General features: G+C 60.1%; 20 protein-coding genes and 1 tRNA gene. 13 read left to right on the top strand and 8 right to left on the bottom strand.

Going from position 1 to position 25,639, the window contains the following annotated elements; all coding sequences use genetic code 11:
• Positions 1-47: 47 nt before the first annotated feature.
• Positions 48-123: transfer RNA gene (locus MRBLRC7O_RS06510), tRNA-Lys, on the bottom strand.
• 155 nt (positions 124-278) lie between these two features.
• Positions 279-533, bottom strand: coding sequence for a GlsB/YeaQ/YmgE family stress response membrane protein (locus MRBLRC7O_RS06505; protein WP_035212520.1), 255 nt, complete (start codon positions 531-533; stop codon positions 279-281).
• Between the two features lie 122 nt (positions 534-655).
• On the opposite strand from MRBLRC7O_RS06505, the gene MRBLRC7O_RS06500 reads away from it, so the two are divergent.
• The 5 genes from MRBLRC7O_RS06500 (at position 656) to MRBLRC7O_RS06480 (ending at position 8,882) form a co-directional block, all read left to right on the top strand.
• Positions 656-3,325: a mechanosensitive ion channel family protein gene (locus tag MRBLRC7O_RS06500; RefSeq protein ID WP_162690803.1), complete on the top strand. Its 2,670-nt coding sequence runs from the start codon at positions 656-658 to the stop codon at positions 3,323-3,325.
• Positions 3,326-3,557: 232 nt separating this feature from the next.
• On the top strand, positions 3,558-4,826 hold the full coding sequence (locus MRBLRC7O_RS06495; protein WP_367727399.1) for a hypothetical protein: 1,269 nt from the start codon (positions 3,558-3,560) through the stop codon (positions 4,824-4,826).
• On the top strand, positions 4,823-5,158 hold the full coding sequence (locus tag MRBLRC7O_RS06490; RefSeq protein WP_020012673.1) for a hypothetical protein: 336 nt from the start codon (positions 4,823-4,825) through the stop codon (positions 5,156-5,158). Before MRBLRC7O_RS06495 ends, MRBLRC7O_RS06490 begins: the two co-directional genes overlap by 4 nt.
• 216 nt (positions 5,159-5,374) lie before the next feature.
• Positions 5,375-7,888 carry a GcvT family protein gene (locus tag MRBLRC7O_RS06485; RefSeq protein ID WP_003502951.1) on the top strand — a complete coding sequence of 838 codons (2,514 nt, stop codon included), beginning with the start codon at positions 5,375-5,377 and terminating at the stop codon, positions 7,886-7,888.
• A gap of 160 nt (positions 7,889-8,048) precedes the next feature.
• Positions 8,049-8,882, top strand: a complete 834-nt coding sequence (locus MRBLRC7O_RS06480) for a response regulator (protein WP_060725838.1) — start codon at positions 8,049-8,051, stop codon at positions 8,880-8,882.
• 22 nt (positions 8,883-8,904) lie between these two features.
• Here the strand turns inward: MRBLRC7O_RS06480 and MRBLRC7O_RS06475 are convergent, their stop codons facing one another.
• The gene (locus MRBLRC7O_RS06475; protein ID WP_003502946.1) at positions 8,905-10,464 is read right to left on the bottom strand and encodes a phospholipase D family protein; all 1,560 of its coding nucleotides are present in this window, start codon (positions 10,462-10,464) and stop codon (positions 8,905-8,907) included.
• Between the two features lie 156 nt (positions 10,465-10,620).
• On the opposite strand from MRBLRC7O_RS06475, the gene MRBLRC7O_RS06470 reads away from it, so the two are divergent.
• The 3 genes from MRBLRC7O_RS06470 to MRBLRC7O_RS06460 are packed head-to-tail and all read left to right on the top strand — an operon-like array spanning position 10,621 to position 11,940.
• The gene (locus MRBLRC7O_RS06470) at positions 10,621-10,935 is read left to right on the top strand and encodes an ArsR/SmtB family transcription factor (protein ID WP_003502944.1); all 315 of its coding nucleotides are present in this window, start codon (positions 10,621-10,623) and stop codon (positions 10,933-10,935) included.
• Entirely contained in the window at positions 10,932-11,288 is a 357-nt protein-coding gene (locus MRBLRC7O_RS06465; RefSeq protein WP_080866162.1) for an SRPBCC family protein, read from the top strand. The genes MRBLRC7O_RS06470 and MRBLRC7O_RS06465 overlap by 4 nt, the downstream gene beginning before the upstream one ends.
• Before the next feature lie 43 nt (positions 11,289-11,331).
• Positions 11,332-11,940 (top strand): ATP-dependent Clp protease proteolytic subunit, encoded by a 609-nt coding sequence (locus MRBLRC7O_RS06460; RefSeq protein ID WP_020809782.1) that lies wholly within the window; start codon positions 11,332-11,334, stop codon positions 11,938-11,940.
• 8 nt (positions 11,941-11,948) lie between these two features.
• On the opposite strand, the gene MRBLRC7O_RS06455 is transcribed toward MRBLRC7O_RS06460, so the two are convergent.
• A complete protein-coding gene (locus tag MRBLRC7O_RS06455; RefSeq protein WP_080866161.1) occupies positions 11,949-12,839 on the bottom strand; it encodes an NAD-dependent epimerase/dehydratase family protein in 891 nt (296 codons plus the stop codon).
• A gap of 67 nt (positions 12,840-12,906) precedes the next feature.
• Positions 12,907-15,030, bottom strand: coding sequence for a DNA topoisomerase IV subunit B (parE, locus tag MRBLRC7O_RS06450; RefSeq protein WP_080866160.1), 2,124 nt, complete (start codon positions 15,028-15,030; stop codon positions 12,907-12,909).
• Between the two features lie 224 nt (positions 15,031-15,254).
• Between parE and MRBLRC7O_RS06445 the strand changes: the two genes are divergently transcribed.
• The 4 genes from MRBLRC7O_RS06445 (at position 15,255) to MRBLRC7O_RS06430 (ending at position 19,477) form a co-directional block, all read left to right on the top strand.
• A complete protein-coding gene (locus MRBLRC7O_RS06445) occupies positions 15,255-16,136 on the top strand; it encodes an alpha/beta fold hydrolase (protein WP_080866159.1) in 882 nt (293 codons plus the stop codon).
• A 211-nt stretch (positions 16,137-16,347) separates the two neighbouring features.
• The gene (tpiA, locus tag MRBLRC7O_RS06440; protein WP_080866158.1) at positions 16,348-17,118 is read left to right on the top strand and encodes a triose-phosphate isomerase; all 771 of its coding nucleotides are present in this window, start codon (positions 16,348-16,350) and stop codon (positions 17,116-17,118) included.
• A 115-nt stretch (positions 17,119-17,233) separates the two neighbouring features.
• A complete protein-coding gene (gene secG, locus MRBLRC7O_RS06435) occupies positions 17,234-17,689 on the top strand; it encodes a preprotein translocase subunit SecG (RefSeq protein WP_003502931.1) in 456 nt (151 codons plus the stop codon).
• A 159-nt stretch (positions 17,690-17,848) separates the two neighbouring features.
• Complete coding sequence (locus MRBLRC7O_RS06430; protein ID WP_003502929.1) at positions 17,849-19,477, top strand: CTP synthase; 1,629 nt, start codon at positions 17,849-17,851, stop codon at positions 19,475-19,477.
• Positions 19,478-19,572: 95 nt separating this feature from the next.
• Here MRBLRC7O_RS06430 and MRBLRC7O_RS06425 read toward each other — a convergent pair whose 3' ends face one another.
• Entirely contained in the window at positions 19,573-20,505 is a 933-nt protein-coding gene (locus tag MRBLRC7O_RS06425; protein ID WP_080866157.1) for an alpha/beta hydrolase, read from the bottom strand.
• Between the two features lie 195 nt (positions 20,506-20,700).
• Positions 20,701-22,092 carry a class II fumarate hydratase gene (gene fumC / locus MRBLRC7O_RS06420; protein WP_080866156.1) on the bottom strand — a complete coding sequence of 464 codons (1,392 nt, stop codon included), beginning with the start codon at positions 22,090-22,092 and terminating at the stop codon, positions 20,701-20,703.
• 464 nt (positions 22,093-22,556) lie between these two features.
• On the opposite strand from fumC, the gene MRBLRC7O_RS06415 reads away from it, so the two are divergent.
• Positions 22,557-24,461, top strand: coding sequence for a L,D-transpeptidase family protein (locus tag MRBLRC7O_RS06415; protein WP_236777547.1), 1,905 nt, complete (start codon positions 22,557-22,559; stop codon positions 24,459-24,461).
• 312 nt (positions 24,462-24,773) lie between these two features.
• Here the strand turns inward: MRBLRC7O_RS06415 and gph are convergent, their stop codons facing one another.
• Positions 24,774-25,475, bottom strand: a complete 702-nt coding sequence (gph, locus tag MRBLRC7O_RS06410; protein ID WP_003502925.1) for a phosphoglycolate phosphatase — start codon at positions 25,473-25,475, stop codon at positions 24,774-24,776.
• Positions 25,476-25,639 lie beyond the last annotated feature (164 nt).

Raw genomic sequence — 25,639 nt, 5'->3', positions numbered from 1 at the left:
CCGACGCTGGCTGCGTCCGTTAATTTTATGATAAATCAAGGAGTTAATGGTGGGTGATGTAGGGCTCGAACCTACGACCCGCTGATTAAGAGTCAGCTGCTCTACCAACTGAGCTAATCACCCGACCGGCACCGTGTGGCGGTGTGAGGGGGCGTATAAAGGGGAAGTTTGGGCTTGTCCAGCGCGGAAATGAAATTTCTTCGATTTTTGTGACGAAAAAATTTCAGTCGCGCTGGAAAAGCCTAGAAATCCGGGGTTTTACGGATTTTTCCTTTTATTCATCCGCGTCTGAAAGCCCGGCCGATAAGGATGAGGATGCAGGCGCCGATGAAGCCGGCGATGAGATAACCGAGCCAACCTTGCAGAACGATTCCAAATAGCGAAACGATGGCGTTGGCGACGATCGCACCAACGATTCCAAGAAGGATGTTCATGAAAACACCCATATTGCTTTTCATGAATTGTTCGGCGAGCCACCCGGCGACACCACCGATGATGATGGCTGCGATCCAGCCAATGCCAGCAGATTCCATGATTTCCTCCCATGTTGCTGCATCATCAAAGGTGATGATTCCCGTGGTGAAAAGCAAGGCAAACTCCTGAAAACCTCGCTTTATGCGGGTGGTTTTCCGCGCGGCAGGCGCTAAATAGCCTGATGCGGCGCAAAGAGACGAAAGGCATGGATGTGCGGTTGATGTTGGGCGGATTGATGGACGGCAAACGGGTGTTCGGCGGCTTGACGCGGGATCGGCGGCAAAGGACCGCCATGGCGGCGATAATGGCCATGGTGCTGTTCCTGGTCGGCGGTCTTTTGTCGGCAATGCCCGCCTCGGCGCAGGAGGGAACGACATCGCCCGCCCCGGTGGCTATCCAGGCTTCGACCGTCGAACAGGCGAGGGCGGAGCTGGAGAAATGGAAGGCCGATGTCGCGGCAATCGCCAGACAGGTGGAAGCGGGCGGCAGCGACGACGTGCAGCTTGTGGACCTCAAGGGACGGGCCGATACCATTAACGCCGATGCGGCCGCCGCCAACACCAAGCTGCGCACCCGTCTCGACCAGATCAAGACCCGGCTGGATGCGCTGGGTGCGGCGCCTGCGGACGACCAGCCGCCGGAAGCCAGCATGGTGACGGAAGAGCGAAACCGGCTGACGGCGGAACGGGCCGAGGTGAATGCGATTGCCGGCGAGGTGGAGAGCACGGCCACCAATGCCGCGCAGATCTCCAACAATATCACCGCCGTTCGCCGGGCGCTTTTCGCCGCCACGCTGTTCAAGCGCACGGAAGTTTCGGCGCAGACGCTGGGCGATGCGTCCTCCGCCTTTCTGACCGAGCTGACCAACCTGAACAACGCTTTCAGCGGCTGGGCGAGTTTCGTCTGGAATTACAAGCGCCTGCCGATGTTCGGGGCCGTGACGCTGTCGATCATGGCGGCGCTCCTGTTTCTGGTGGGTGGTTACCGCTTTTTCGGCAGCCGCATGGACCGGCGGGCGTTTACGGGCGAGCCTTCCTATCTGAGACGGCTTTCGGTGGCCTTCTGGTCCACCATGGTGCAGTCGCTGTCGCTTTTCCTGTTTCTCGTCACCTCGGCGTTTTTCCTCGATAATTTCAACGTGCTGCGGTCTGATATCGCGCCCATCCTGTTCGGGGCCATGGCGGTCACGGGCTTCGTTTATTTCGTGTCGCGGCTGAGCTATGCGATCTTTGCGCCGACGCAGTCGGAATGGCGTCTGCTGCAGGTTTCCAATCGCGGCGCACACACGCTGTCGTCGGCCGTGCTGCTGATGGCGCTCGTTAACGGGCTCGATTATCTGTTCGGCACGATCAGCGAGACGTTGTATTCGCCGCTGATCGTCACCGTTGCCAAGAGTTTCGTAGCCTCGATCATTATCGGCCTTATCCTGCTCACCGTGTCGTTCCTGCGGCCGGTCATCGGCGAAGGGCAGGATTACGAGACCGGCAACCAGCGACTGCCGCGCTGGCTCGTCATTCTGCTGCGGGTTGGCGGTCTCGTTCTCATCGGCGCCTGCCTGACGGGTTATGTCGGTCTTGCGCGCTTCCTCGCCACGCAGATCGTCGCCACCGGCGCGGTACTGGCGACGATGTATATCGGCATTCTCTCCGGCAAGGCGATTTCACGGCAGGGGGCCTTTTCGGAATCCCTTGCCGGCCGTTATCTTGGGCGACGGTTCGGCCTCGGCCCGGTAGCGCTCGATCAGGCCGGTCTTGCCGCCGGGCTCGGCATCTATGCGGTAGCACTTGCCTTCGGCGTGCCGCTCATCCTGTTTTCCTGGGGTTTCCAGCCGGGCGATATTGAAAGCTGGGCCTATCGCCTGCTGACCGGCATCACCGTCGGCAATGCCTCGATTTCGCTGATCGGCCTCTTTGGCGGTGTTCTCGTCTTCGCCATCGGTTATATCATCACCCGCTGGTTCCAGAAGTGGCTGGACAACAACGTCATGGCGCGCGGGCAGGTGGATGCCGGCGTGCGCAACTCGGTCAAGACAGGTATCGGTTATCTCGGTATCGCAGTTGCGGCCATCTTCGGTGTCTCTTCCGCCGGTCTCAACCTTTCAAGCCTGGCGCTGGTGGCTTCTGCCCTTTCGGTCGGTATCGGTTTCGGCCTGCAGAACATCGTCTCGAATTTCGTCTCCGGCCTCATCCTGTTGGTCGAGCGCCCCTTCAAGGTGGGGGACTGGGTGGTGACAGGCACGACGGAGGGCACCGTCAAGCGGCTTTCCGTGCGCGCCACCGAGATCGAAACTTTCCGTGGACAATCGATCATCGTGCCGAACTCGGAATTCATCAATTCCTCTGTTGGTAACTGGACGCACCGCAACCGCATCATGCGCGCCGAAATCCCGGTTTCCGTGTCGTACGATTCCGATCCGCAGAAGGTCATGGATATTCTGCTGGAACTCGTGCGCGCCCAGCCGCCGGTGCTGCGCAATCCCGAGCCGCATGTGGAATTCCTGCGCTTCGGCGATTTCTCGCTGGATTTCGAACTGCGTTTCCATCTCGCCGATCTCTCGAACGGGCTTGGCGTGAAAAACGCGCTGCGCATCGCGATCCTCCAGCGCTTCCGGGAGGAGGGGATCGACATCCCGTTCCCGCAGCGCAACCTCAATATCCACGTCGAAGGCGACGCCAATCCGCAGATGCTGGCGGCGCTGCTTTCGGAAGAGGGCGACAAGGCGGTGGTGGCCCATACGGGTGCGGCATCGCCCGTTGCCGGCAATGCGCCGGAAAAGGATGCCGGCAAGGCGGGCGACAAGACTGTTGCGGAACAGCCAGCCGCGGCAAAAGCGGTCGGAAAGGACAAGTGAGCGGCTGCGGCTGGTATCAGTCCGGACGGGTGCGGGGCAGGCTTCGCATCCGACTGTCTTGCGGTGAATGATGGGCGCGCCGGGGCGGCTTTTACTTGATGGAGGCCGGATATGCCCGACCGCCGTCATGAAAATATAATCAGAATACCCGTAATGACTGTATTGTTGTGTAAACTGTAAGTTGATATATTGTGGTTATTATTTAGTTTATTTCTTTTCTGTCGGGGTTCAAATGCCGGATCCAATCGATGAGAATGCCCAGCCTGCCCAGCCTGCCCAGCCTGCCCAGCCTGCCCAGCCTCCGGGCCCGGTTTCTGCAAAAACATCTCTTCGGGAAAGACTGAAGGGTTTTTGGGCGTGGATGCAGCCCCACGCCGCCCGGCTGTCCCTTCTGACGGCGGGGGTCGCTATCGGCTCGGCGGGTCTGTTTTTCCTGATGGGCGAGACGGATGTGACCGACGATTACCTGCCCAAACGCTGGAACGAATCCATCCGCCGGTTGGGTATCACGCCGGTCTACCCGCCCCAGGAGGACATTTACGTTGGCGATATCATCGCCGAGGTCGTAGATTCAGGCCACAAGTTCAAATCCCTGCCGGACGACCTCCAGAGCGAATCCTTCATCGGCCGCTACGTCAAGGTGACGCAGATACCGGATCTTCGACGATACCTTTCCCTGAAATCGGAAGCCCCTTATTTCGGCGACAATACCTGGCAGCAGAGTGAGGAAAAGCTTGCTCTTTCGCAGCCGCGCACCGAAGTCCAGAATAATGGCAAGACGTCGGGTCTCGAGGTGAAGGATGTGCTTTTCCCGGTTATCAAGATCGAGCGACGAGAAGGTATGGCCGGGCTCTGGAACACTATCGGTTTCGGCGGCGCGCGTGCGGATGTCGAGGAAATCGAGCTGCAGAACGTTCAGACGTACGCCATCAATCCTTTTCACGCTCAATACGCATTGATTCAGTTTTGTGCCGGCGAGAAAACGCAGCTTCTTTGTAACGATGAATATCTGCGGGAGAAGCTGTCCTATATTCTCGGCCGCGACATTTTGAGAAGTGCGGAAACCAAGGATTGCGGTCTGCGCTACATCTACGACATCCGGCTGCTTGTGGTGCGCCAAGCATTCCTGACGCGTGGTGTGAAGGTCACCAACGGCCGTGGCCGGTTGGTTGAGGCCAATCTGGCCGGTAGCAAGCCAGACATGAAGCAATTGCAGGATGCCGTGAATTCGGCGGCAACCGACCGACCCAAGGAAACCCCGGCGAACGCCGCCGTGAAGGAAAAGCTCGCTGCTGAAAATACCATCCGCAGCGCCAATAGTTCGGGCCTGTTCTCCGAACGTCGTTTTGCCCGGCCCCTCGTTATTGGTTTCAATTCCGTTTCGCTGGGTATGCGCGGCAGTACACCTGCCTGGAGGGATGATCTGGCAAAGGCAGCCGCCGATGAGAAAGTAAAAGGCACGACGCTGGCATGCGCGACATCAACGGAGGCGCAGAAATGAAAAACGCATCGATTTTGTTCGGACTTTTCTGCTTCTTTCTCGCCAGTACTCAAAATGCCCTCTCGCAGCCTGTTGGTGGCAACGGTTCCCCGATCAACGCCGATTGCCAATTTGAGATTCCGCCTTGCGAAACTCCAATCGTCAGTGTTCCAGGTAAGCCTCCGGTCTCTCCACCACCGGCAGCAGGGGGAGGAGGCATTCACAATCTGCCTGGAGCCTCCGTTTTCAAGGAAACGATAATTATTCCCGGCAACAACATGTTCGAAGAATTCAAACTGGATCAGCCCAAGATGCTTGAGATGCAGAAGCAGCTTCAGAATCGGTCACCCTGAATATCGGATCGATACTATCCAGCCTGTGTCGCCGTCTCCACAGGGGCGGCGGCAGTCGAACCAAAGCCCACCCCGGTGGAGGCAATTTCTTCCCTGTCGCAGCACCCTATGGCCATGTCGCAATCAGGCGGCTGAACGGTCGACAAGCGCTTCATATTCCTCCCATCCAATGTCGGCGGAATAAGGCAAGGCCGGCGCTTTTCAGGGGTTCTGTAAATGAAGACACATGCACGGGCGGTGGTGATCGGTGGCGGCGTCGTCGGCGTTTCGACGCTTTATCATCTTGCCAAGAAGGGCTGGAGCGACAGCGTTCTCATCGAGCGCAAGGAGCTCACCTCGGGTTCCACCTGGCATGCTGCCGGGCTTCTGCCGCTGTTCAACATGAGCTATTCGGTCGGCCAGATCCACAAATATTCCGTCAAGTTCTATGAGGAGCTTCAGGAAGAGACCGGCATGAATGTCGGCTTCTCCAAGGTCTCCAATATCCGTCTCGCCCGCACCAAGGATCGCTGGGACGAATATATGTATTATGCCGGCATCGCCGAGACCATCGGTGTGCGGGTCAACATGCTGACACCGGAGCAGGTGAAGGAAATCTGGCCGCTCTGCGAGACGGACGGTCTGCTGGGCGCCATCCAGCATCCGGATGACGGTTATATCCAGCCCGCCGATCTGACACAGGCGCTGGCCAAGGGTGCGCGTGATCGTGGCGCGACCATCTATCGCAACACCACCGTCACCGCCATCGAGCAGCTGGAAGACGGTCACTGGAAGGTGACGACGGATAAGGGCGAGATCATCGCCGAACATATCATCTCCTGCACGGGCTCCTTTGCCCGCAAGACCGGCGAGATGGTCGGCATCAACATTCCGGTCATTCCGGTCGAACATCAGTATATCGTTACCGAGCCGCACCCGGCCATTCAGGAACGTCGCCGCCAGGGCCTGCCGGAAATGGGCGTTCTGCGCGAATCCGACTCGGCCTGGTATATGCGCGAAGAAGCGGGCGGCCTGATCCTCGGTCCTTACGAAGTCGGCGCACCGGTCTGTTATGTCGACGGCCCCTCCGATGACAGCGAATATGAGCTGTTCCAGGAGGAACTCGACCGCCTGATGCCGCATATCGAAACCGCCATGGTGCGTGTTCCGGCCTTCGGCGAAGTGGGCATCAAGAAGGTCTATAACGGTGCTATCGCCTATACGCCCGACGGCAACCCGATTGTCGGTCCCGCACCGGGCCTGAAGAATTTCTGGCTGAACGAAGGCCATTCCTTCGGCATCACCGCCGCCGGCGGCGCCGGCTGGCAGCTGGCCGAATGGATCGTCGACGGCGAGCCGACGCTCGACCTGATGGGTGTCGATCCGCGCCGCTTCGGGCCTTACGCAACGGAAGGTTACCTCATCGCCAAGAACGAGGAAGCCTATGCCAACGTCTTCACCATGCATTATCCGGATGAGGAGCGTTCCGCCGCCCGTCCGCTGAAGACCACGCCGGTTTATGACCGCCTGAAGAAGCTCGGCGGCGTGTTCGGCTCGGTTTATGGCTGGGAACGTGCCAACTGGTATGCGCCGGAAGGTTATTCGCTGCGCGAGGAAGACTTGGGCGTGGGTGCCGATGTCATCACCAGCCACAATCATGCGCCGGCTCTGGATGATGGCCGTATCGTTGAAAAATGGTCCTTCCGCCGCTCGAATTATTTCGAACATGTCGGCAACGAGGTGAAGAACGTTCACCAGAATGTCGGCGTGCTTGATATGTCCGCCTTCGCGAAGATGGAGGTTTCCGGCCCCGGTGCACGGGCATGGCTCGACAGCATTCTCGCCAACATCGTGCCGAAGAAGCGCGGCCGCATCGCGCTCACCCATCTTCTGACGCCGACTGGCGGCGTGAAGGCGGAATTCACCGTCTATGAGTGGGCACCGGGCCGCTTCTACATGGTTTCGGCCGGTGGTCTCGAGACGCATGACCATGACGTGCTGCGCCGCCTTGCGCCCACCGACGGGTCCGTGGTGCTGCAGCCGATCACGCAGAAATACGGCGTGCTGGTTTTGGCCGGTCCGAAGTCGCGCGATCTCCTGAAGAAGCTCACTCGCACCAGCCTTGATAACAAGGATTTCCCCTGGCTCACCGGCAAGCAGATTTCCGTCGGCGTGGCGACGGCGCATGCGCTGCGCGTCAACTTCGTGGGCGAACTGGGCTGGGAACTGCACCATCCGATCGAGATGCAGAACTACATCTTCGACCGGCTGATGGAAGCGGGCGCCGAATTCGGCATCAAGCCTTTCGGTATTCGCGCCATGGTGTCCATGTCGCTCGAAAAATCCTACCGCAATATGGGCCGCGAACTGTCGGTCGAATATAACGCCTATGAATCCGGTCTCGACCGCTTCGTGCGCCCGGAAAAATCCTTCATCGGCCGCGATGCGCTGGTGGCTTACAAGGAAGCCGGCGCGAAATGGGTGTTCTCGACGCTGACCGTGTCTGGCAATACGGATGTCGATGCGCGCGGTTCGGAAGCAATCGTCGATGAAAACGGCGTGCTTGCTGGCCGCGTGACAAGCGGCGGTTTCGGCTGGCGCATGGGCAAGTCAATTGCGCTCGCCATGCTCAAGCCGGATTATGCGGCCGTCGGCACCAAGCTCAAGATCCGCATTCTCGGCACGTCCTATGATGCCGAAGTGGTTGAAGAGAGCCCGTTCGACACCGAAAATGCGCTTCTGCGCGTATAAGACCACATCCCCTCCCAAAGTCGGAATACGGCCCCTCGCGGGCCGTATTTCCTTTTAAGTAAGCATGTGCTCAACTGGCTTTCACGCAAAAGTGTTATTAATCATTCTGAAAAATGAGCCTGCTATCTTTCCCTGACATACGATGGGGGATCGGGGCAGAATGAATTTCCTGGGCATTACGGGCATGCAATATTCTGGCGTGCCTTTTACCAACAGCCGCATCTTGCTGGCGGAAGATACCAATGTGTTCACCCAGATGGTGAGCATGCGCCTGAATGAATTGCTGGGCGTTACCGTGGAAGTGTGCCGCAATTTCGAGGAGTTGCAGGCCTGTTACGAACATTCTCCCGAACCGGTGACGCTGGCGATTTCCAACATCAACCTGCCGGGGGCGGAAAAGGGCGAGGCGCTGGAATATCTGATCGATCTTTCGATCCCGACCATCGTTTTCACCAGCACCTTTCACGAGGGGACGCGCGAAACGCTGATCGCCAAGGATGTGGTCGATTATATCCTGAAGGACAATATTTTCGCCGTGGATATGCTGACGGAATCCGTCTGCCGCTTTCTCACCAACCACCGCCACCATGTGCTGATCGTTGATGACAGCCCGACGGCGCGGGCGCTGCTTTCGAGCCGCCTCAAGCGCTATAATTTCCGCGTCAGCCTGGCAGATAGCGGCGCCAAGGCGCTCGAAATCCTGAAGGCCAATTCCGATATCGGCCTCGTGGTGACCGACTATAACATGCCCGACATTGACGGCTTCGAACTGACGCGGCGCATCCGCACCGTACGCGGGTCGCATGAGCTGCGCATCATCGGCGTGTCGTCCTCCACCAACCGGCTGCTTTCCGCACGGTTCCTCAAGGCGGGCGGCAATGATTTCATGCTGCGGCCCTTCATTGACGAGGAGTTCTATTGCCGCGTCAACCAGAACCTCGATACGCTGGTTCAGATACAGCTGGCGAAAGCGGGGGTAAGGCCGGCGGCCTGAAGGGGAGCGGCGTGACGGCCTGTCAAAGCTGCGATTCAAACGGCAGGAAGCGCATGATACCGGCGACGATGCGGCGGCTGATGGCGGCGTCGGGTTCGCGCCGGTAGGTTTTCGTCCGGCCCTGTTCTTCCGTCATCCAGACAATATGCCTGCCTTTGTCGATTTCCAGCTCGAAGCTCATGGTGCGGCGGATTTCGTCGGCGAATATCTCATCCATACGGGCGACCAGCGGGGCCGAGTTGAACACGACGCCCATTTCCGTATTGAGCGAGGCGGAGCGTGGATCGAAATTGAGCGAGCCGATATAGCCGGTCTTGCCATCACGGGTGAAGGCCTTGGTGTGCAGGCTCGCCTGTCCCGAACCGCGCAGGGTGAAGTTCGACTGATCCGCCTGCGCGCGCAGCTCATGCAGCTGCACCCCGCCGGAGAGGAGCGGTTTTCGATAGCGGGCATAACCGGCGTGAACGGCGGCAACATCGGTCGCCGCCAGCGAATTGGTGAGGATGGCGACTGACACGCCGTTTTCGGCGAGTTGCAGGAATATCCCCACCCCCTGTTTGCCGGGAATGAAATAGGGGGAGGTTATGTGCAGACTGTCGCCTGCTGCCTGCATCAGCGGCAGCAGGCTTTCCATCAGGAAGTTGTGACCCTTGCGGCGTTTGCCCGCCGCTTTCTCCGGCGGATCGGCAAGGATATCCGCCGCCTCGACCCAGTGCAGGCGGTCCGACATCAGGAAGTGGTCGCGGCCATACTGGCTTTCGACGCGTTCCAGATAGGGTTTGGCCGCCTCGCTTTTCGGCAGGGCATCCAGTTCGCGGCGCAATTTGGCGAGTTTGTTTGGCCTGCGTGAAAGCAGGGAACGCACGGGAACGGAAACGGCGCTGTTCCAGTAATCGTCGAAGATCTCGGTGGCGTCGGCGACGATGCTGCCGAAACCGAGAATATCGAAATCATGGAAATTCGCGCGCTCGGCGGCATCGAAATAGGCGTCGCCAATATTGCGCCCGCCGACGATCACGGCCCGCCCGTCGGCAATCCACGCCTTGTTGTGCATGCGCCGGTTGACGCTTCGGAAACGCAGCACCAGCTCGATGCCTCGATGCAGCATGTTTTCCCGCGCCCGGGTGGGATTGAACAGCCTGAGTTCGATATTCGGATGGCTGTCGATGGCGTGGAAGATACGGTCGGAAATGGAAACGCCGAGATCGTCGAGGAGCAGACGCACGCGCACACCTCGATCGGCGGCGGCGATGACTTCGCGCATCATCAGCCGTCCGGTCAGGTCGGCATTCCACATGTAATACATGAGATCGAGGCTGCGCCCCGCCGCCCGGGCCGCCGCCACGCGCACCGCAAAGGCATCGAGATTGGAATGTAAGAGGCAGAGCGCATTCTTCTCGTTCCAGCCGTTTCTGATCGATTGCCAGTGCCGGTCCAGCGCCGTTTCATCTTCGGCAACGGGCAGGGCGGTGGAAGGGCGCTTGGGAATGGCCTTTTCCCGCTGCTTGCCGATGACGACGAACAGGCTCGGTCCTATGACCAGGAGAAGAATGATGATGATGAAGACCGTAAATGCAGTCACTTGTTTTGATCGCTCCCGGCCCGAAGAGTATCAGGCGCAGTGAAAACGCGCGAGGGGAGAAAGCGTTCACGGAATTGGACGCTGTGGATGAAAAACGCTGCCTTCCGCCCGCCGAAGGGACTTGTGAATCAGATAAGTGTGTGCTTATGTGTTGTCATGACTGAGAACGATATTTTCCGTGCGCTGGCCGATCCGACACGCCGCGCCATTTTCGAGAAGCTGGCGGACGGCGCCATGAACGCTTCCGCCTTGCGCGAAGGCATCGAGATTAGCCAGCCGGCCATGTCGCAGCATCTTTCTGTCCTGCGCGGGGCGGGGCTGGTGGTTGAAAGACGGCAGGGCCGTTTCGTCAATTATGAGGTCGATCCGGGAGGATTGACCCGCATTGCGGCATGGCTCGCCAAATATCGCGCCTATTGGCCGCAGCGCATCGAGGCTCTGAAGCTCCTGCTGAAGGATATGGATCAATGAACAGGCAAATACCGGAAGCACCGAAAAACGGTCTGGAGCTTGAATATGATCTGGACGAGTCGCCGCAGAAAGTGTGGCGTGCGATCAGCATTCCCGCCTTTCGCGAACGCTGGTTGCCGAGGCAAGCCCTGGCGGAACCAGAGGCGATAAAATCCACGCCGGGGCAGGAGGTCTGCTACCGGCTGCGGGAGGATCATCCGCCATTTCTGGAAAGCACCGTCACGTTCCAGATCGCAGCGAATGACCGTGGCGGCACCAGCCTGCGCATCATTCATGACCTGCCCGTAAATACCGGCCGCATGACGAAGGCCGCCGCAAACCACAACGGTTCGCCGATCAAGCTCGCAGCCTGATCCGGCACGTTTCCCAATATTCTTAAACGACAGGAGTTCGCCGATGCGCGAAACGATGCAACTCGTCCCTATGGTAGTCGAACAATCGTCAAGGGGAGAAAGGTCTTTCGACATCTACTCCCGCCTGTTGCGCGAGAGGATCATCTTCCTCAACGGAGAGGTGAACGATACGGTTTCCGCGCTGGTCTGCGCGCAATTGCTGTTTCTTGAAGCGGAAAACCCGAAGAAGCCGATCCATCTCTACATCAATTCGCCGGGTGGCATGGTGACCAGCGGTTTCGCCATGTATGACACCATGCGCTACATTCGCGCGCCGGTTCACACCTTGTGCATGGGGACGGCCCGTTCCATGGGCTCGTTCCTGCTGATGGCGGGCGAACCCGGCATGCGGGCGGCGCTGCCCAATGCCAGCATCCTCATTCACCAGCCATCAGGCGGTTTTCAGGGGCAGGCGTCGGACATGCTTATCCACGCCGAGGAAATCAGGCAGACAAAACACCGCATGACGCGGCTTTATGCCGAACATTGCGGGCGCAGCTACGAGGAGTTCGAGAGGGCGATGGATCGCGACCGGTTCATGACGGTGCAGGAGGCTCTGGAATGGGGCCTGATCGACCGCATTCTGGAAGTCCGCGAGGATGCGGCGGCATAGGGCCGGACTTACTCGGATTTCCGGCTGATATTGGCGCCTGCTGGCAGGACTTCCAGGCTGCACCGGGCAAGCTCAGCCACTACTTCCTCGAAACCGAAGCGGGATGTCCAGCCCAGCCCCTCTGCGGCGCGTGCGGGTGAATAGATCCGGTCAATGGTCGCTGGCAACGTCCATCCCATCTCCGCGAAAGTGGCGGCGACGGCCGGGGTCCGCTGCCGCAGGATGAAGGCTGCATCCCGAGCGAGAATGTCGCTGTCATCAGCGGAAAACGGGGTCGCGGCCGATATGATATAGCGTTGGAAATCGTCTCCAGCATTGCTCAGCGCCTGCACATGGGCATCGGCGACATCGCGGATATCGACGCCGCGATGCAGCCGGTAGGCCGCCATCACATCGGCGGGCTCCGGGAAACTTCTGGACATACGCAGCACGCGCACGGCGAGATGCGGGCCGGCCATCTCCGCCAGCACCTGCTCGGCTTCGAGCTTGGTGCGGTGATAGATGCTTTTCGGCCGGGGCGGCGTCTCTTCATCGATAAATGTGCAGGACCCTGCAGATACCGCCTGTCCGTAAAGCGCCGTGGTGCTGGTGAAAACCAGCCGTGGCACACCCGCCGCCATGGCCGCTTCCGCCAGCATGCGGGTCCCGCCGACGTTGATGCGCTGAAATTCTGCGTCTGGAACGATGCCGACATGCGGTGCATGGAGCGCTGCCGCATGGATCACCGCATCCGCTCGCTCCAGAGCGGAACGCAGCAGTTTTATGTCCGCGAAATCGCCGACAATGTGAGTGGTGGAAAAGGGGGAGCGGTCAATGCCGGTAACATCGTGCCTGCCGGCCAGGGCGCTGAAAATCGCGCGGCCGACCCGACCGGAACTGCCCGTCAGCACTATCCGCATGAGGTTCCCTCCACATCAACACAAAAGGCAGCGCCATGCGCTGCCTTTCAAGGGTGCATCCGGATGATCAGATATCCAGATTATCCGCGAAGGCCGCTCGTTCCTGAATGAAACGGAAGCGGGCATCGGCCTTGGTGCCCATCAGATTGTCGACGGCCTCGCGGGTGCCTTCGAAATCCACATCGTCGATCTCGACGCGCAGCAAGGTGCGCTTTTCGGGATCCATGGTGGTTTCCTTCAGCTGCTGGGCCATCATTTCGCCAAGGCCTTTGAAGCGGCCGATTTCGACCTTCTTGCCCTTGAAGACGGTTTCCATCAGTTCGGCGCGGTGGGCGTCGTCGCGGGCATAGGCGCTCTTGGCGCCCTGACGGATGACGTAGAGCGGCGGCACCGCCAGATAGAGGTGATTGCCGCGAATGAGTTCCGGCATTTCCTGATAGAAGAAGGTGATGAGCAGCGAGGCGATATGGGCGCCGTCGACATCGGCATCGGTCATGATGATGATGCGTTCATACCGCAGGTCTTCTTCGCGGTATTTGGTGCGGGTGCCGCAGCCGAGCGCCTGGATGAGATCGGCGATCTGCTGGTTGGCCGAGAGCTTTTCGCGGCTGGCGCTGCCGACGTTGAGGATCTTGCCGCGCAGCGGCAGAATGGCCTGATTGGCGCGGTTGCGGGCCTGCTTGGCGGAGCCGCCCGCCGAGTCACCCTCGACGATGAAGAGTTCCGCATTTTCCGCCGTGTTCTGGGCGCAGTCCGCCAGCTTGCCGGGCAGGCGCAGCTTGCGCACCGCGGTCTTGCGGTTGACTTCTTTTTCCTTGCGGCGGCGCAGGCGCTCTTCGGCGCGCTCGATCACCCAGTCGAGCAGCTTCGCCGCTTCGCCCGGATTGCCGGCGAGATAGTGGTCGAAGGGATCGCGCAGCGCGTTTTCAACGATGCGCTGGGCCTCGACGGTGGCGAGCTTGTCCTTGGTCTGGCCGACGAATTCAGGCTCGCGGATGAAGACCGAGAGCATGCCGGCGGCAGAGATCATCACGTCGTCGGTGGTGATGTCCTTGGCGCGCTTGTTCTGCGTCAGATCAGCGTAATTTTTGAGGCCCTTGGTGAGCGCGATGCGGAAACCCGCCTCATGCGTGCCGCCTTCGGGCGTCGGGATGGTGTTGCAATAGGAATGGATCTGCGTATCGCCGCCATACCAGGTGACGGCCCATTCCAGCGCGCCGTGGCCGCCGGTCTTTTCGGTGCGGCCCGAGAAAATCTCGCGGGTGACGGTGAATTCCTTGCCGAGCGTGGCGGCAAGATAATCCTTGAGGCCGCCGGGGAAATGGAACACGGCCTTCTCAGGGATTTCGCCGCCGGCCGGCACCATGCCGGGATCGCAACTCCAGCGGATTTCGACGCCGCCGAAGAGATAGGCCTTGGAGCGGGCCATGCGGAAGATGCGGGCCGGTTCGAACTTGGCGTGATCGCCAAAGATTTGCGGGTCCGGGTGGAAACGCACGCGGGTGCCGCGACGGTTGTGCACGTCGCCCAGTTCCTCCAGCCCGCCGATCGGCGCGCCGCGCGAAAAGCGCTGGCGGTAAAGCTTGCGGTTACGCGCCACTTCCACTTCCAGAAGATCGGACAGCGCATTGACCACGGACACGCCGACGCCGTGCAGGCCGCCCGATGTCTCATAGGCCTTGCCGTCGAACTTGCCGCCGGCATGCAGCTTGGTCATGATGACTTCGAGCGTCGACTTGCCCGGAACCTGCGGATGGTTTTCCACGGGAATACCACGGCCGTTATCGGTGACTGTCAGGAAACCTTCGGTATCGAGATGGACTTCGATGAAGTTGGCGTGGCCGGCGACGGCCTCGTCCATGGAGTTGTCGATGACTTCGGCAAAGAGGTGGTGCAGCGCCTTTTCATCGGTGCCGCCAATATACATGCCGGGGCGCATGCGCACCGGTTCCAGCCCTTCGAGCACGCGGATCGACGAAGCACCGTAGTCGTCACCGGAAGGAGACACGGGGGCCGGAGGGGCAGGCGGCGTAACGGCCGCAACGGCTGCGGGTTTCGGCTGCACATTCAGGTTGGCGGGCACGTTGGCGGCCGCGGTCGCCGGCGTCTTCGCGGCGTCCTCGTTCGTTTCCGTATCGCTGTTTCGTGCTGCCGGAAGACCGGAGAAGAGATCGTTGCTGTCGTCCATCATGTCCAAAGTTCAAAAGCGTGTGTCAGAATTTCGCCATGCGAATCATTATGCCAGTAGCGTCAATCATAACGCCAAACGCGGTTCCCGTCCGATTGAAGTGGGTCCGTCGGGCAAACGCGGCGCATCCTATGCCACGATTGTGTCAGGGTTTCGCAACAGGAGGATTGCGCTGCCGGCCTTGCAATGGCAAGTCTCGCAGCCACGAATGAACGGTTAGCCAAGGCATGTCCACAGCTCATTTCACGTTTTGTACTCTTTTCAGCCTGACTGTTGCGGCCATGCCGGTTGCGGCTTCGGCCTCCGACGGGCCGCTGCGCCCCTTCAAGGATGAGCTGTTTTCCGCCCAGACGTTGCTTTCCACCGGAGATGGCGGCGCATCCGAGGTCATCGACTATCAGGAAATGCGCGACATCAACGGCCGCGACGAAGTGCCGGAGCGGCGGGTGAAGCGGCAATATGTCGATATGACGCCGAAGAAGGCGCAGGCGCTTGAAACCGTGTCGGTCGAGGGCAGGGCGCTCGAGGTGGGGCGCGTCGGGCCGGCAAGCGGTCAGGCATTCACCGTCATCTTCATCCACGGGCGCGGCGGTGACCGGCGGCTCGGCATGAATGACTACACCTTCGGCGGCAACTTCAACCGGCTGAAGAATCTGGCCGTCGCCAATGGTGGCACCTATTATGCGCCGAGCGTGCGTTCCTTCGATGAGAACGGCGTTGCAGATGTCGCGGCGCTGATTGCCGATGCGGCCAAAAAATCGGGCGGGAAGCCGGTCGTACTGACCTGTGCCTCGATGGGCAGCTTCATCTGCTATGGCATCAGCCGCGACAAGGCTGCTGTCGCCAACCTCAAGGGCATGGCGATCCTCGGTGGTGCGGTCGATCCCGATTTTCCGAAAAGTGCCTTTGCCAAGGCCAGGAAGCCGGTGTGGTTCACCCATGGCAGCGCCGACAAGGTCTATTCGGTCGATCAGCAGGCGACGATCTTCCGTACCCTGCTGAAGGCCGGTGAGCCGGCGCGGTTCACGCGGTATGAGACCGGCAGCCACGGCACGCCGGTGCGCATGACCGACTGGCGGGCGGTTTTGAACTGGATTTTGAGCCGCTGAGGCCTCAATTTGGGTCAGCGGCGGTGAAATTTGCGAAATCGGCCGTCATTTTGAACCTAAGGGCCGCTTTTTTGTACCATTTGCGGCCTTCTGCGGTTAAAGGAATATCCCGGGATTTCCGGCAGTATTTCTGTCGTGATTAAGGGCCGCTTGCGGCTGAGGGATGGGGCGCCGCCAAAGGCGGGGCCAGAGACAAAGGGAATGGATACGCATGACGCCGAATGTTCGACCGCTTGTTGCCGGAAACTGGAAGATGAACGGCACCCGTGCCTCGCTCGATCAGATCAAGGCCATGGCAGAAGGCGTCAAGGGCGCGCTGTCCGAAAAGGTGGATGCGCTGATCTGCCCGCCCTCGACACTGCTCTATGTCGCAACAGCGCTCTGTGATGACAGCCCGCTGATGATCGGCGCGCAGGATTGCCACCAGAAAGCATCCGGCGCTCATACCGGCGATATTTCCGCCGAGATGATCGCCGACTGCTTCGGCACCCATGTCATCGTCGGCCATTCCGAGCGCCGCACCGACCATGCCGAGACGGATCATCTGGTCCGCGCCAAGACCTCTGCCGCCCATCAGGCCGACCTCATCGCCATCGTCTGCATCGGCGAGACGGCGGATGAGCGCAAGGCGGGCCAGACGCTCGATATTCTCAAGCGCCAGCTTGCCGGCTCGCTGCCGGATGAGGCGACGGCCGAAAATACCGTCATCGCCTATGAGCCTGTCTGGGCAATCGGCACGGGCCTGACGCCGACGGTCGAAGACGTGCGCGAGGCCCATGCCTTCATGCGCGACGAACTCGTCAAGCGCTTCGGCGATGCCGGCAAGACCATGCGCATCCTCTATGGCGGCTCGGTAAAGCCGGCCAATGCGCTGGAACTGATGGGCGTCGAGAACGTCGATGGTGCGCTGATTGGCGGTGCGAGCTTGAAAGCTTCCGACTTCCTTTCCATCTATGCGGCATACGAGCAACTGACGGCTTGATCCAAGCTTTCCTGCACGAGTGGCGGGAAAGGGGCTTGGAATAAGCCGTCGCCTCATGTAAAGAGCCGCAAAACCTTCTTTATGGTGCTCCGCGCGGGGCATGGAATGGATTGTCATGCAGACCGTTTTGATTGTTATTCACCTCATGATCGTGCTGGCGCTTGTCGGCGTGGTCCTGATTCAGCGTTCCGAAGGCGGCGGCCTCGGTATCGGCGGCGGTTCGGGCTTCATGTCCGCGCGCGGAACGGCCAATGCGTTGACCCGCACAACCGGCATCCTCGCCGCGCTGTTCTTCCTGACGTCGCTCGGCCTTGGTCTTATGACCCGCTACGAATCGCGCCCGACCGACATCCTGAACCGTATTCCGGCCACGCAGGGTCAGGGCAACGGCATTCTCGACACGCTCGGTCCGGCAACGACGCCGGCCCCGGCTCCGGCTGAAAATGGCGTTCCGACAAATAATGGTGCGGCCGCTCCGGCGCAGACGACACCGGCCCCTGCCGCTTCCGGCACGGCCGCCCCGGCACCGGCGCAGCCCGCCGATCCGAACGCAGTTCCGACCGGTCAATAAGCCCGGTTTTGATTTAACGCTCCGGCAGGCCAAAAGCCTGCCGGTTTTCTTTTGTTCGCATTCCGGCTCGCCCCATCGCGGATTCGTCAACAGCGAATTTTCGAAACCATTAATTTTGGGCTGGCGGAATCAGAGGTAAAAAGGTATCCGGTGAATCCCATGGCGCGATATGTATTCATCACAGGCGGCGTGGTCTCCTCTCTAGGCAAGGGCATCGCCGCGGCAGCACTCGGAGCTTTGTTGCAATCCCGTGGTTATCGGGTGCGGCTTCGCAAACTCGACCCCTATCTGAACGTTGATCCCGGCACCATGAGCCCGACACAGCACGGCGAAGTGTTCGTGACGGATGACGGTGCCGAGACGGACCTCGACCTTGGCCACTATGAGCGCTTCACGGGGCGTTCGGCCACCAAGACCGACAACATCACGACCGGTCGTATCTACAAGAACATCATCGACAAGGAACGGCGCGGCGACTATCTCGGCGCAACCGTTCAGGTCATTCCGCATGTCACCAACGAGATCAAGGATTTCGTGATCGAAGGCAATGACGACTACGACTTCGTCATCTGCGAAATCGGTGGCACGGTGGGTGATATCGAGGCGATGCCGTTCATGGAGGCGATCCGCCAGCTCGGCAACGACCTGCCGCGCGGCACGGCGATCTATCTTCACCTGACGCTGATGCCTTACATTCCGGCAGCCGGCGAGTTGAAGACCAAGCCGACCCAGCATTCCGTGAAGGAACTGCAGGCGCTCGGCATTCACCCCGACATCCTGCTTGTGCGCGCCGACCGGGAAATCCCGGAAGCGGAACGCCGCAAGCTTTCGCTGTTCTGCAACGTGCGTCCTTCCGCCGTCATCCAGGCGCTGGATGTGGCGAATATCTATGACGTTCCGATTGCCTACCACAAGGAAGGTCTCGATTCGGAAGTGCTGGCCGCCTTCGGCATCGAGCCGGCGCCCAAGCCGCGTCTGGAGCCGTGGGAAGAGGTCTGCAACCGCATCCGCACGCCGGAAGGCGAAGTGACGATTGCGATCGTCGGCAAATACACCGGCCTCAAGGATGCCTACAAGTCGCTGATCGAGGCGCTGCATCACGGTGGTTTTGCCAATCGCGTCAAGGTCAAGCTGGAATGGATCGAGTCCGAGGTCTTCGAAAAGGAAGATCCCACACCCTATCTCGAAAAGGTCAACGGCATTCTCGTGCCTGGTGGTTTCGGTGAGCGTGGTTCCGAAGGCAAGATCATGGCGGCGCAGTTCGCGCGTGAGCGCAACGTGCCCTATTTCGGCATCTGCTTCGGCATGCAGATGGCGGTCGTGGAAGCGGCCCGTCACCTTGCCGGCATCGAAAATGCCTCCTCCACCGAATTCGGCCCGACTTCCGAGCCGGTCGTCGGCCTGATGACGGAATGGGTCAAGGGCAACGAGCTGGAGAAGCGCTCCTCCAAGGGCGATCTCGGCGGTACGATGCGTCTTGGCGCCTACAAGGCGGCGCTGAAGAAAGATACCAAGATCGCCGAAATCTACGGCACCACGGATATTTCCGAGCGCCACCGCCACCGCTACGAGGTGAACGTGGACTACAAGGACCGCCTGGAAAATTGCGGCCTCGTCTTCTCCGGCATGTCTCCGGATGGCGTCCTGCCGGAAACGGTGGAATATCCTGACCATCCGTGGTTCATCGGTGTGCAGTATCACCCGGAACTGAAGAGCCGCCCGCTTGATCCGCATCCGCTTTTCGCCAGCTTCGTTGAGGCGGCGGTGGAGCAGAGCCGGCTGGTTTGACAGTTTGAATGAGATGAAGAGGGCCGCTTTTGCGGCCCTTTTGTTTGGTGATAATGGGCTTGGGACGCGCGGTGCGCTGCGATGCGCCCCATGCATCAGGTCAGAAAGCTGCGTTTCTTAAGCCACGCTTCGTACCATGTCGGCCATGCTTCGGTGAGAGTTCCGGGCTTGCCCATGCCAAAGCCGTGACCGCCGGACGCGATTGGATGAAACTCGACATCCGCGCCGGCCTTTTCGCAGGCCTGCTGCATGATACGGCTGTTGGCCGGATCGGAAATGCGATCGTCATCGGCCTGCGTCAGGAAAATCGGCGGGCAATCCTTTCCCACATGGCTTTCCACCGACCATTGCCGCGTTGCCGCATCCGTCGGATGTCTGCCGACAAGCGATTTGCGGGTCGAGGTATCGTCATAGGGAGCCGATAGCGTGATGACCGGGTAGATCAGCGCTGCGATATCCGGCCGGGCTGATTGCCTGTCGATATCATCGAGAGCATCGTAAGATGAGAAGGCGGAGCGGGCCGCAGTCAGGCCCATCAGGTGGCCGCCCGCAGAAAAGCCAAGCGCGCCGATCTTGTGCGTATCGATCTGCCATTGCGAAGCGCGGGCGCGGATGAGCCTGATGGCACGCTGTGCATCCTGAAGCGGGGCAAGCGGACCGGCGACCCAGCCTTCGATCGGCAGGCGATAGGTGAGGACGAAGGCGTGGATACCCCTTGCGGCAAGCCAGCGTGCTGCAGGATAGGATTCCTTGCCTTCTTCGATGCGTTTATATCCACCGCCACCCGCGATAATGATGGCGGAATCGTTTGGTTTCTCGGGTGCGAATATTTCAAGGCTCGGCAGGCTGATATTGCTGACCGCGCCTTTCCTGCTGATCTCCAGAGCGCCACCCGGACCGCTGCCGCCGGGAGGTGGGCCGGGCCAGAGAGGTATTTGCAGCCGCCTGTCCCGGGCCAAGACATCTGGGATTTTCAAGGCCGCCGCGAAAAGCGCGCCGCCCAGCAGGAGATTGCGGCGGCATATCATGGCGTCATCCTCATCGCGCTTGGGGTTTCGGCATTTGCGCCGGAGACCGGCTCACAAGGACGATCTTCAAAACGGCAGGCGAGGTCAATACCGGACCATCGCAGCCTGTCCAGCTTGGAGCCTGTCCTTATCCATCCGGCAATAAAAAACGGGCCCGAAGGCCCGTTCCAATTCCAGCGATAAATCCCGACCGGCTTATTTCGGGCCGATCATGTTTTCCGGGCGTACAAACTGGTCGAATTCCTCGTTGGTGAGGTATCCGCCACCGACCGTTTCTTCGCGCAGGGTCGTGCCGTTCTTGTGCGCGGTCTTGGCGATCTTGGCGCAGATATCGTAGCCGAGCTTGCTGTTGAGCGCAGTCACCAGCATCAGCGAGTTTTCGACGCCCTTCCGGATGTTATCTTCGCGTGCCTCGATACCGACAACGCAATTGTCGGTGAAGGAGACGGCCGCATCGCCCAGAAGCTGGACCGACTGCAGGAAGTTGTAGGCCATCATCGGGTTATAGACGTTGAGCTCGAAGTGGCCCTGCGAACCGGCAAACGAGAGCGCTGCATTGTTGCCGAAGATGTGGGCGCAAACCTGCGTCAATGCTTCCGACTGGGTGGGGTTCACCTTGCCCGGCATGATCGATGAGCCGGGCTCGTTTTCCGGCAGCGACAATTCGCCAAGACCGGCGCGCGGGCCGGAACCGAGGAAGCGGATGTCGTTGGCGATCTTGAACAGTGCTGCGGCAGCCGCATTGATCGCGCCATGGGAGAAGACCATGGAATCGTGCGACGCGAGCGCTTCGAACTTGTTTGGCGCAGTGACGAAGGGCAGGCCGGTGATCTTGGAGATTTCTTCCGCGACCTTCTCGGCGAAGCCGATTGGGGCGTTGAGGCCCGTGCCTACAGCCGTGCCGCCCTGGGCGAGCTTGGAAAGTGCGGGCAGGGTGGTTTCGATATTGGCGATGGCCGAGGAGACCTGCGCGGCATAGCCGGAGAATTCCTGGCCGAGCGTCAGCGGCGTTGCATCCTGGGTGTGGGTGCGGCCGATCTTGATGATCTTTTCGAACTGCTTGACCTTGGCTTCCAGCGCCTTGTGCAGGTGCTTCAGGCTCGGCAGCAGGTGGTGAACGATCTCTTCCACGCAGGCGATGTGCATCGCCGTCGGGTAGGTGTCGTTCGAGGACTGGCTCATATTGACGTGATCGTTGGGGTGAACCGGCTTCTTGGTGCCCATTTCGCCGCCGAGCATTTCGATTGCGCGGTTCGAAATCACCTCGTTGGCGTTCATGTTCGACTGCGTGCCGGAACCGGTCTGCCAGACGACGAGCGGGAAATGTTCGGTCAGCTTGCCGTCGATGACTTCCTGAGCAGCCGCGATGATGGCGTCGCCGACTTTCGGGTCGAGGCCGGCCAGGGCCATGTTGGCGCGGGCCGCTGCCTGCTTGACGATGCCGAGCGCGCGAACGACAGAGGCGGGCTGCTTTTCCCAGCCGATCTTGAAGTTGCCGAGCGAGCGCTGCGCCTGCGCGCCCCAATAGCGATCGGCCTGAACTTCAATGGGTCCAAATGTATCGGTTTCCGTGCGTGTGGCTGTCATCAATCTTGCCTTTTTACTCGTGTTCCTCCGCCAAAACGGCGCCTTCGCCCGCCTTGCGCGGCCGATATATAGAATCATCGCGCCGGCAATGAAAGCGCTGCAATGCGGCGGAGGCAGATATTTCCCGCCGTGCAAAAGCGATTTTACCGTGTGGCGTGGTGCGCGGAGAAAAAGGCGTCGGCGTGTCATTTTTACTACGACGCGAAATGGCCGGAAAACCGGGCTTTACCGGGTGCGCTGACGCTCCGTTGGGGCAGGGTAAAGTGAATGAAATAAATAGAAATTTAACCATTCTCGCCAATTCTGGAAATTACGTTTTTATGGCTTTGGCTGTATCATAAGGTTCATTTCGGCACGGTTGTGGGCTTTGGGCGTTTTCTTTTCAACGGGCCGGCGATCGGCTAGACAGGCATGAAACTGATGCCCGCCCTTTGCTGGCGGTGCTGGGTGCTACGAGGATCAAATTGCAAGTCACATCTGGAAAATCATCGGCAGCGCTGGTGCTGGCTCTCGGTCTTTCCGTTTCCACCGCTCTTCCCGGCAGCGCCGGGGCGGTAACGCTGATGGACCTCCTGCGCGGCGGCCCCGGCAAGATCGCGCGTGATCGCGGTGAATTGCCGCCGGCCGGCATCGTCACCTCGCCCTCGGCCTCTGGACCTGGCGCAGGACAGAGTGCGGACGCTTCCGACCCCGAGCCTTTGCCGCGCGTTTCCGGCCCTCGCTATTACGACTACAAGGCGGATACGGCCCGTGTCGTAAACACCGCGAATTTCGGCGAAGGTCTCGCCAATCTGAAGTTCAGCGCCACGCCTGAGATCGCCAAGGCGCTGGAAGCCTATTATGGCGCCGGCGGCAAGACGCTGTGGGTTTCGGAAGGTGAGCTTACCGCGCGCGCCAATGCCGTCATCACCTTTTTCGAGACGGTGGGCGAAAGTGGCCTCGATCCGGCCGATTACAGCATTTCCGCACCGGCAAAGGACGTGACCGCCAGCATCAGCAGCAACGCTGCCGGCACGACTGCAACGGGTACGCCGGTCGAAACGGCCTCGGCACCCGTATCCGATGCCTATCAGCGGGCGCAGATGCAGTTCGAGCTGGCGCTCTCCGCCAAGGTTCTTGCCTATGTGCAGGATACGACCCGTGGCCGTGTCGATCCGAACCGGCTTTCCGGCTACCATGATTTCAAGCGCAAGACGGTGAACCTCGCACCCGTGCTGAAGCTTGCGGGCCTCAGCCCCGATGTCGCCGCCTATCTGCGCAGCCGCGAACCGTCTAGCGCCGAATATCTTGCGTTGAAGACCGAACTTGCCCGCCTGCGCGGCGAGGGTGACGCGGCGCATGTCGTGCGCGTTCCCGCCGATCTGGTGCTGAAGCCCGGCAACAGCAGCGCGGATATGGCCAATGTCGTCAAGGCCATCGAACATCGCGCTTCGCCCGCCTTCAAGGCCGAGCATGCGGCGATCATTTCCGCGTATCAGCAGACGCCGGATTATACGCCTGATCTCGTCGATCTGGTGAAGGCGTTCCAGAGCGAAAACGGCCTGAAGCCGGATGGCGTGATTGGCCGCGCGACCGTGCGCGCCATGGTCGGCGAAAGCAATGACGCCAAGATCGCCAAGGTGCAAGTGGCCATGGAGCAGGTCCGCTGGCTGCCGGCCGATCTCGGCCAGCGTTACGTCTTCATCAACCAACCCGCTTTCATGGCCTATTACCACAATGACGGCCTGGAACAGTTCGGCATGAAGGTGGTGGTCGGCTCGAAGGCCAACCAGACCTATTTCTTCCAGGATGAGATCCAGACCGTCGAGTTCAACCCCTATTGGGGCGTGCCGCAGTCGATCATCGTCAATGAGATGCTGCCGAAGCTGCGCCGTGATCCGTCCTATCTCGACCGTCTGGGTTACGAAGTGCAGGTGGGCGGCCGTGCCGTTTCTTCCACCAGCGTCAACTGGTACGGCTCGACCAACGCGATTTCCGTGCGTCAGCCGCCGAGCAGCGACAATGCGCTGGGCGACCTGAAGATCCTGTTCCCCAATGCGCATGCCATCTACATGCATGACACGCCGGCCAAGAGCTTCTTCAACCGCGACATGCGGGCGCTGAGCCATGGCTGTATCCGCCTGGTCGATCCGCGCCGCATGGCCGCGGCCGTTCTCGGCACCAGCGTCGACAAGGTTGGCGAGCAGATCGCATCCGGCAAGAACCGGGCCGTGCAGGTGCCGGAGAAGGTTCCCGTCTATGTGGCCTATTTCACCGCGTGGCCGGACAAGGATGGCAAGGTGCAATTCTTCGACGATGTCTATGATCGCGACAGCTATGTTCAGAAGGCATTCGCCGTGACGACGAAGGCGCGGGCCGTGTCGATCTGATCAGCATACCATCAAGAGAAAAAGCGCCGGAGACGGCGCTTTTTTGTTTGAAGGAAAGGCCTTCCCGATTTGTTTGGTGGTAGGGTCCGCCTGCTACATTTGGCGTTAACGGCAACACCGTACTCTGTCACCCCGGACTTGATCCGGGGTCCAGCGCGATCAAGTCTTTGATCGCGAGAGACTCTTCTCACGGTGCAGACGCGCCGTGGCTGGATGCCGGATCAAGTCCGGCATGACGGAAGAAGGGGCGCGCAACCCTCAACGCGGTTGAGTGTGCCGCTCCCTCGCTTTTTCCGCCTAGCCCACAGCCTCTCAGGCCGCAGCGGCACCCTTAGCAACCAGTTCTTCGAACAGCGCCGGCGTCAATTCATTGAAATCGTCGATCACGACATCCGGCTCGAGTTTCACCATCGGCACATCCGTATAACCGAAGGTGACGCCGATCGATGGCACGCCAGCGTTCTTTGCGGCGAGGATGTCGTTGATGCTGTCGCCGACCATCACCGTGCGTTGCGGGTCACCGCCGGCCTTTTCGATGGTGCCGAGGATGTGGCGCGCATCGGGCTTGCGGTACTCAAAGGTATCGCCGCAGGTGATGGCGGCGAAATAGGGCGTGAGGCCGAGTTTTTCGAGTAGCGGCACAGCGAGGATTTCGGTCTTGTTGGTGCAGACGGCAAGCGTGATGCCGGCGGCCTTTAGCGCGTCCAGAGCCGCGACGATGCCCGGATAGGGAAGGCTTTCGCCGGGCATTTCGGCCCGGTAATGGGTGATGAAGCGCTCATAGAGCGGATCGATCTCGGCTTCCGGCAGTTCCGTCTCGCGAAGTGCGAAGGCGCGCTTGATCATCACCCGAGCGCCCTGGCCGACGAGATGCGTCAGGTCGTCATAGGTAACGGGGGCAAGCCCGGCTGCAGCGATGGTGTGGTTAAGGCTCGAGACGAGATCGGCGGCGGTATCGACCAGCGTGCCGTCGAGATCGAAAATGGCGAGCGGGGAGAGCGTGCGGGTTGTCACGGGAACTGGCCTCTTGGAGAATGCGGATTCTGGGATATGGGTGCTTTCATTTGCGCCAAGCCTAGGCAAACGGGCCTGTCTTTGCAACCGCGTCACAACGTTCTGTTCGTTGCCTTGAAAAAGGCTTTCGTTTGGCTTTCGACCCGTGTAAACAGCACGGCGAC

The sequence above is a fragment of the Agrobacterium radiobacter genome (assembly GCF_040801995.1).
GTDB classification, from domain to species: Bacteria; Pseudomonadota; Alphaproteobacteria; order Rhizobiales; family Rhizobiaceae; genus Agrobacterium; species Agrobacterium radiobacter.
This window is presented reverse-complemented; position numbering and strand designations above follow the sequence as displayed.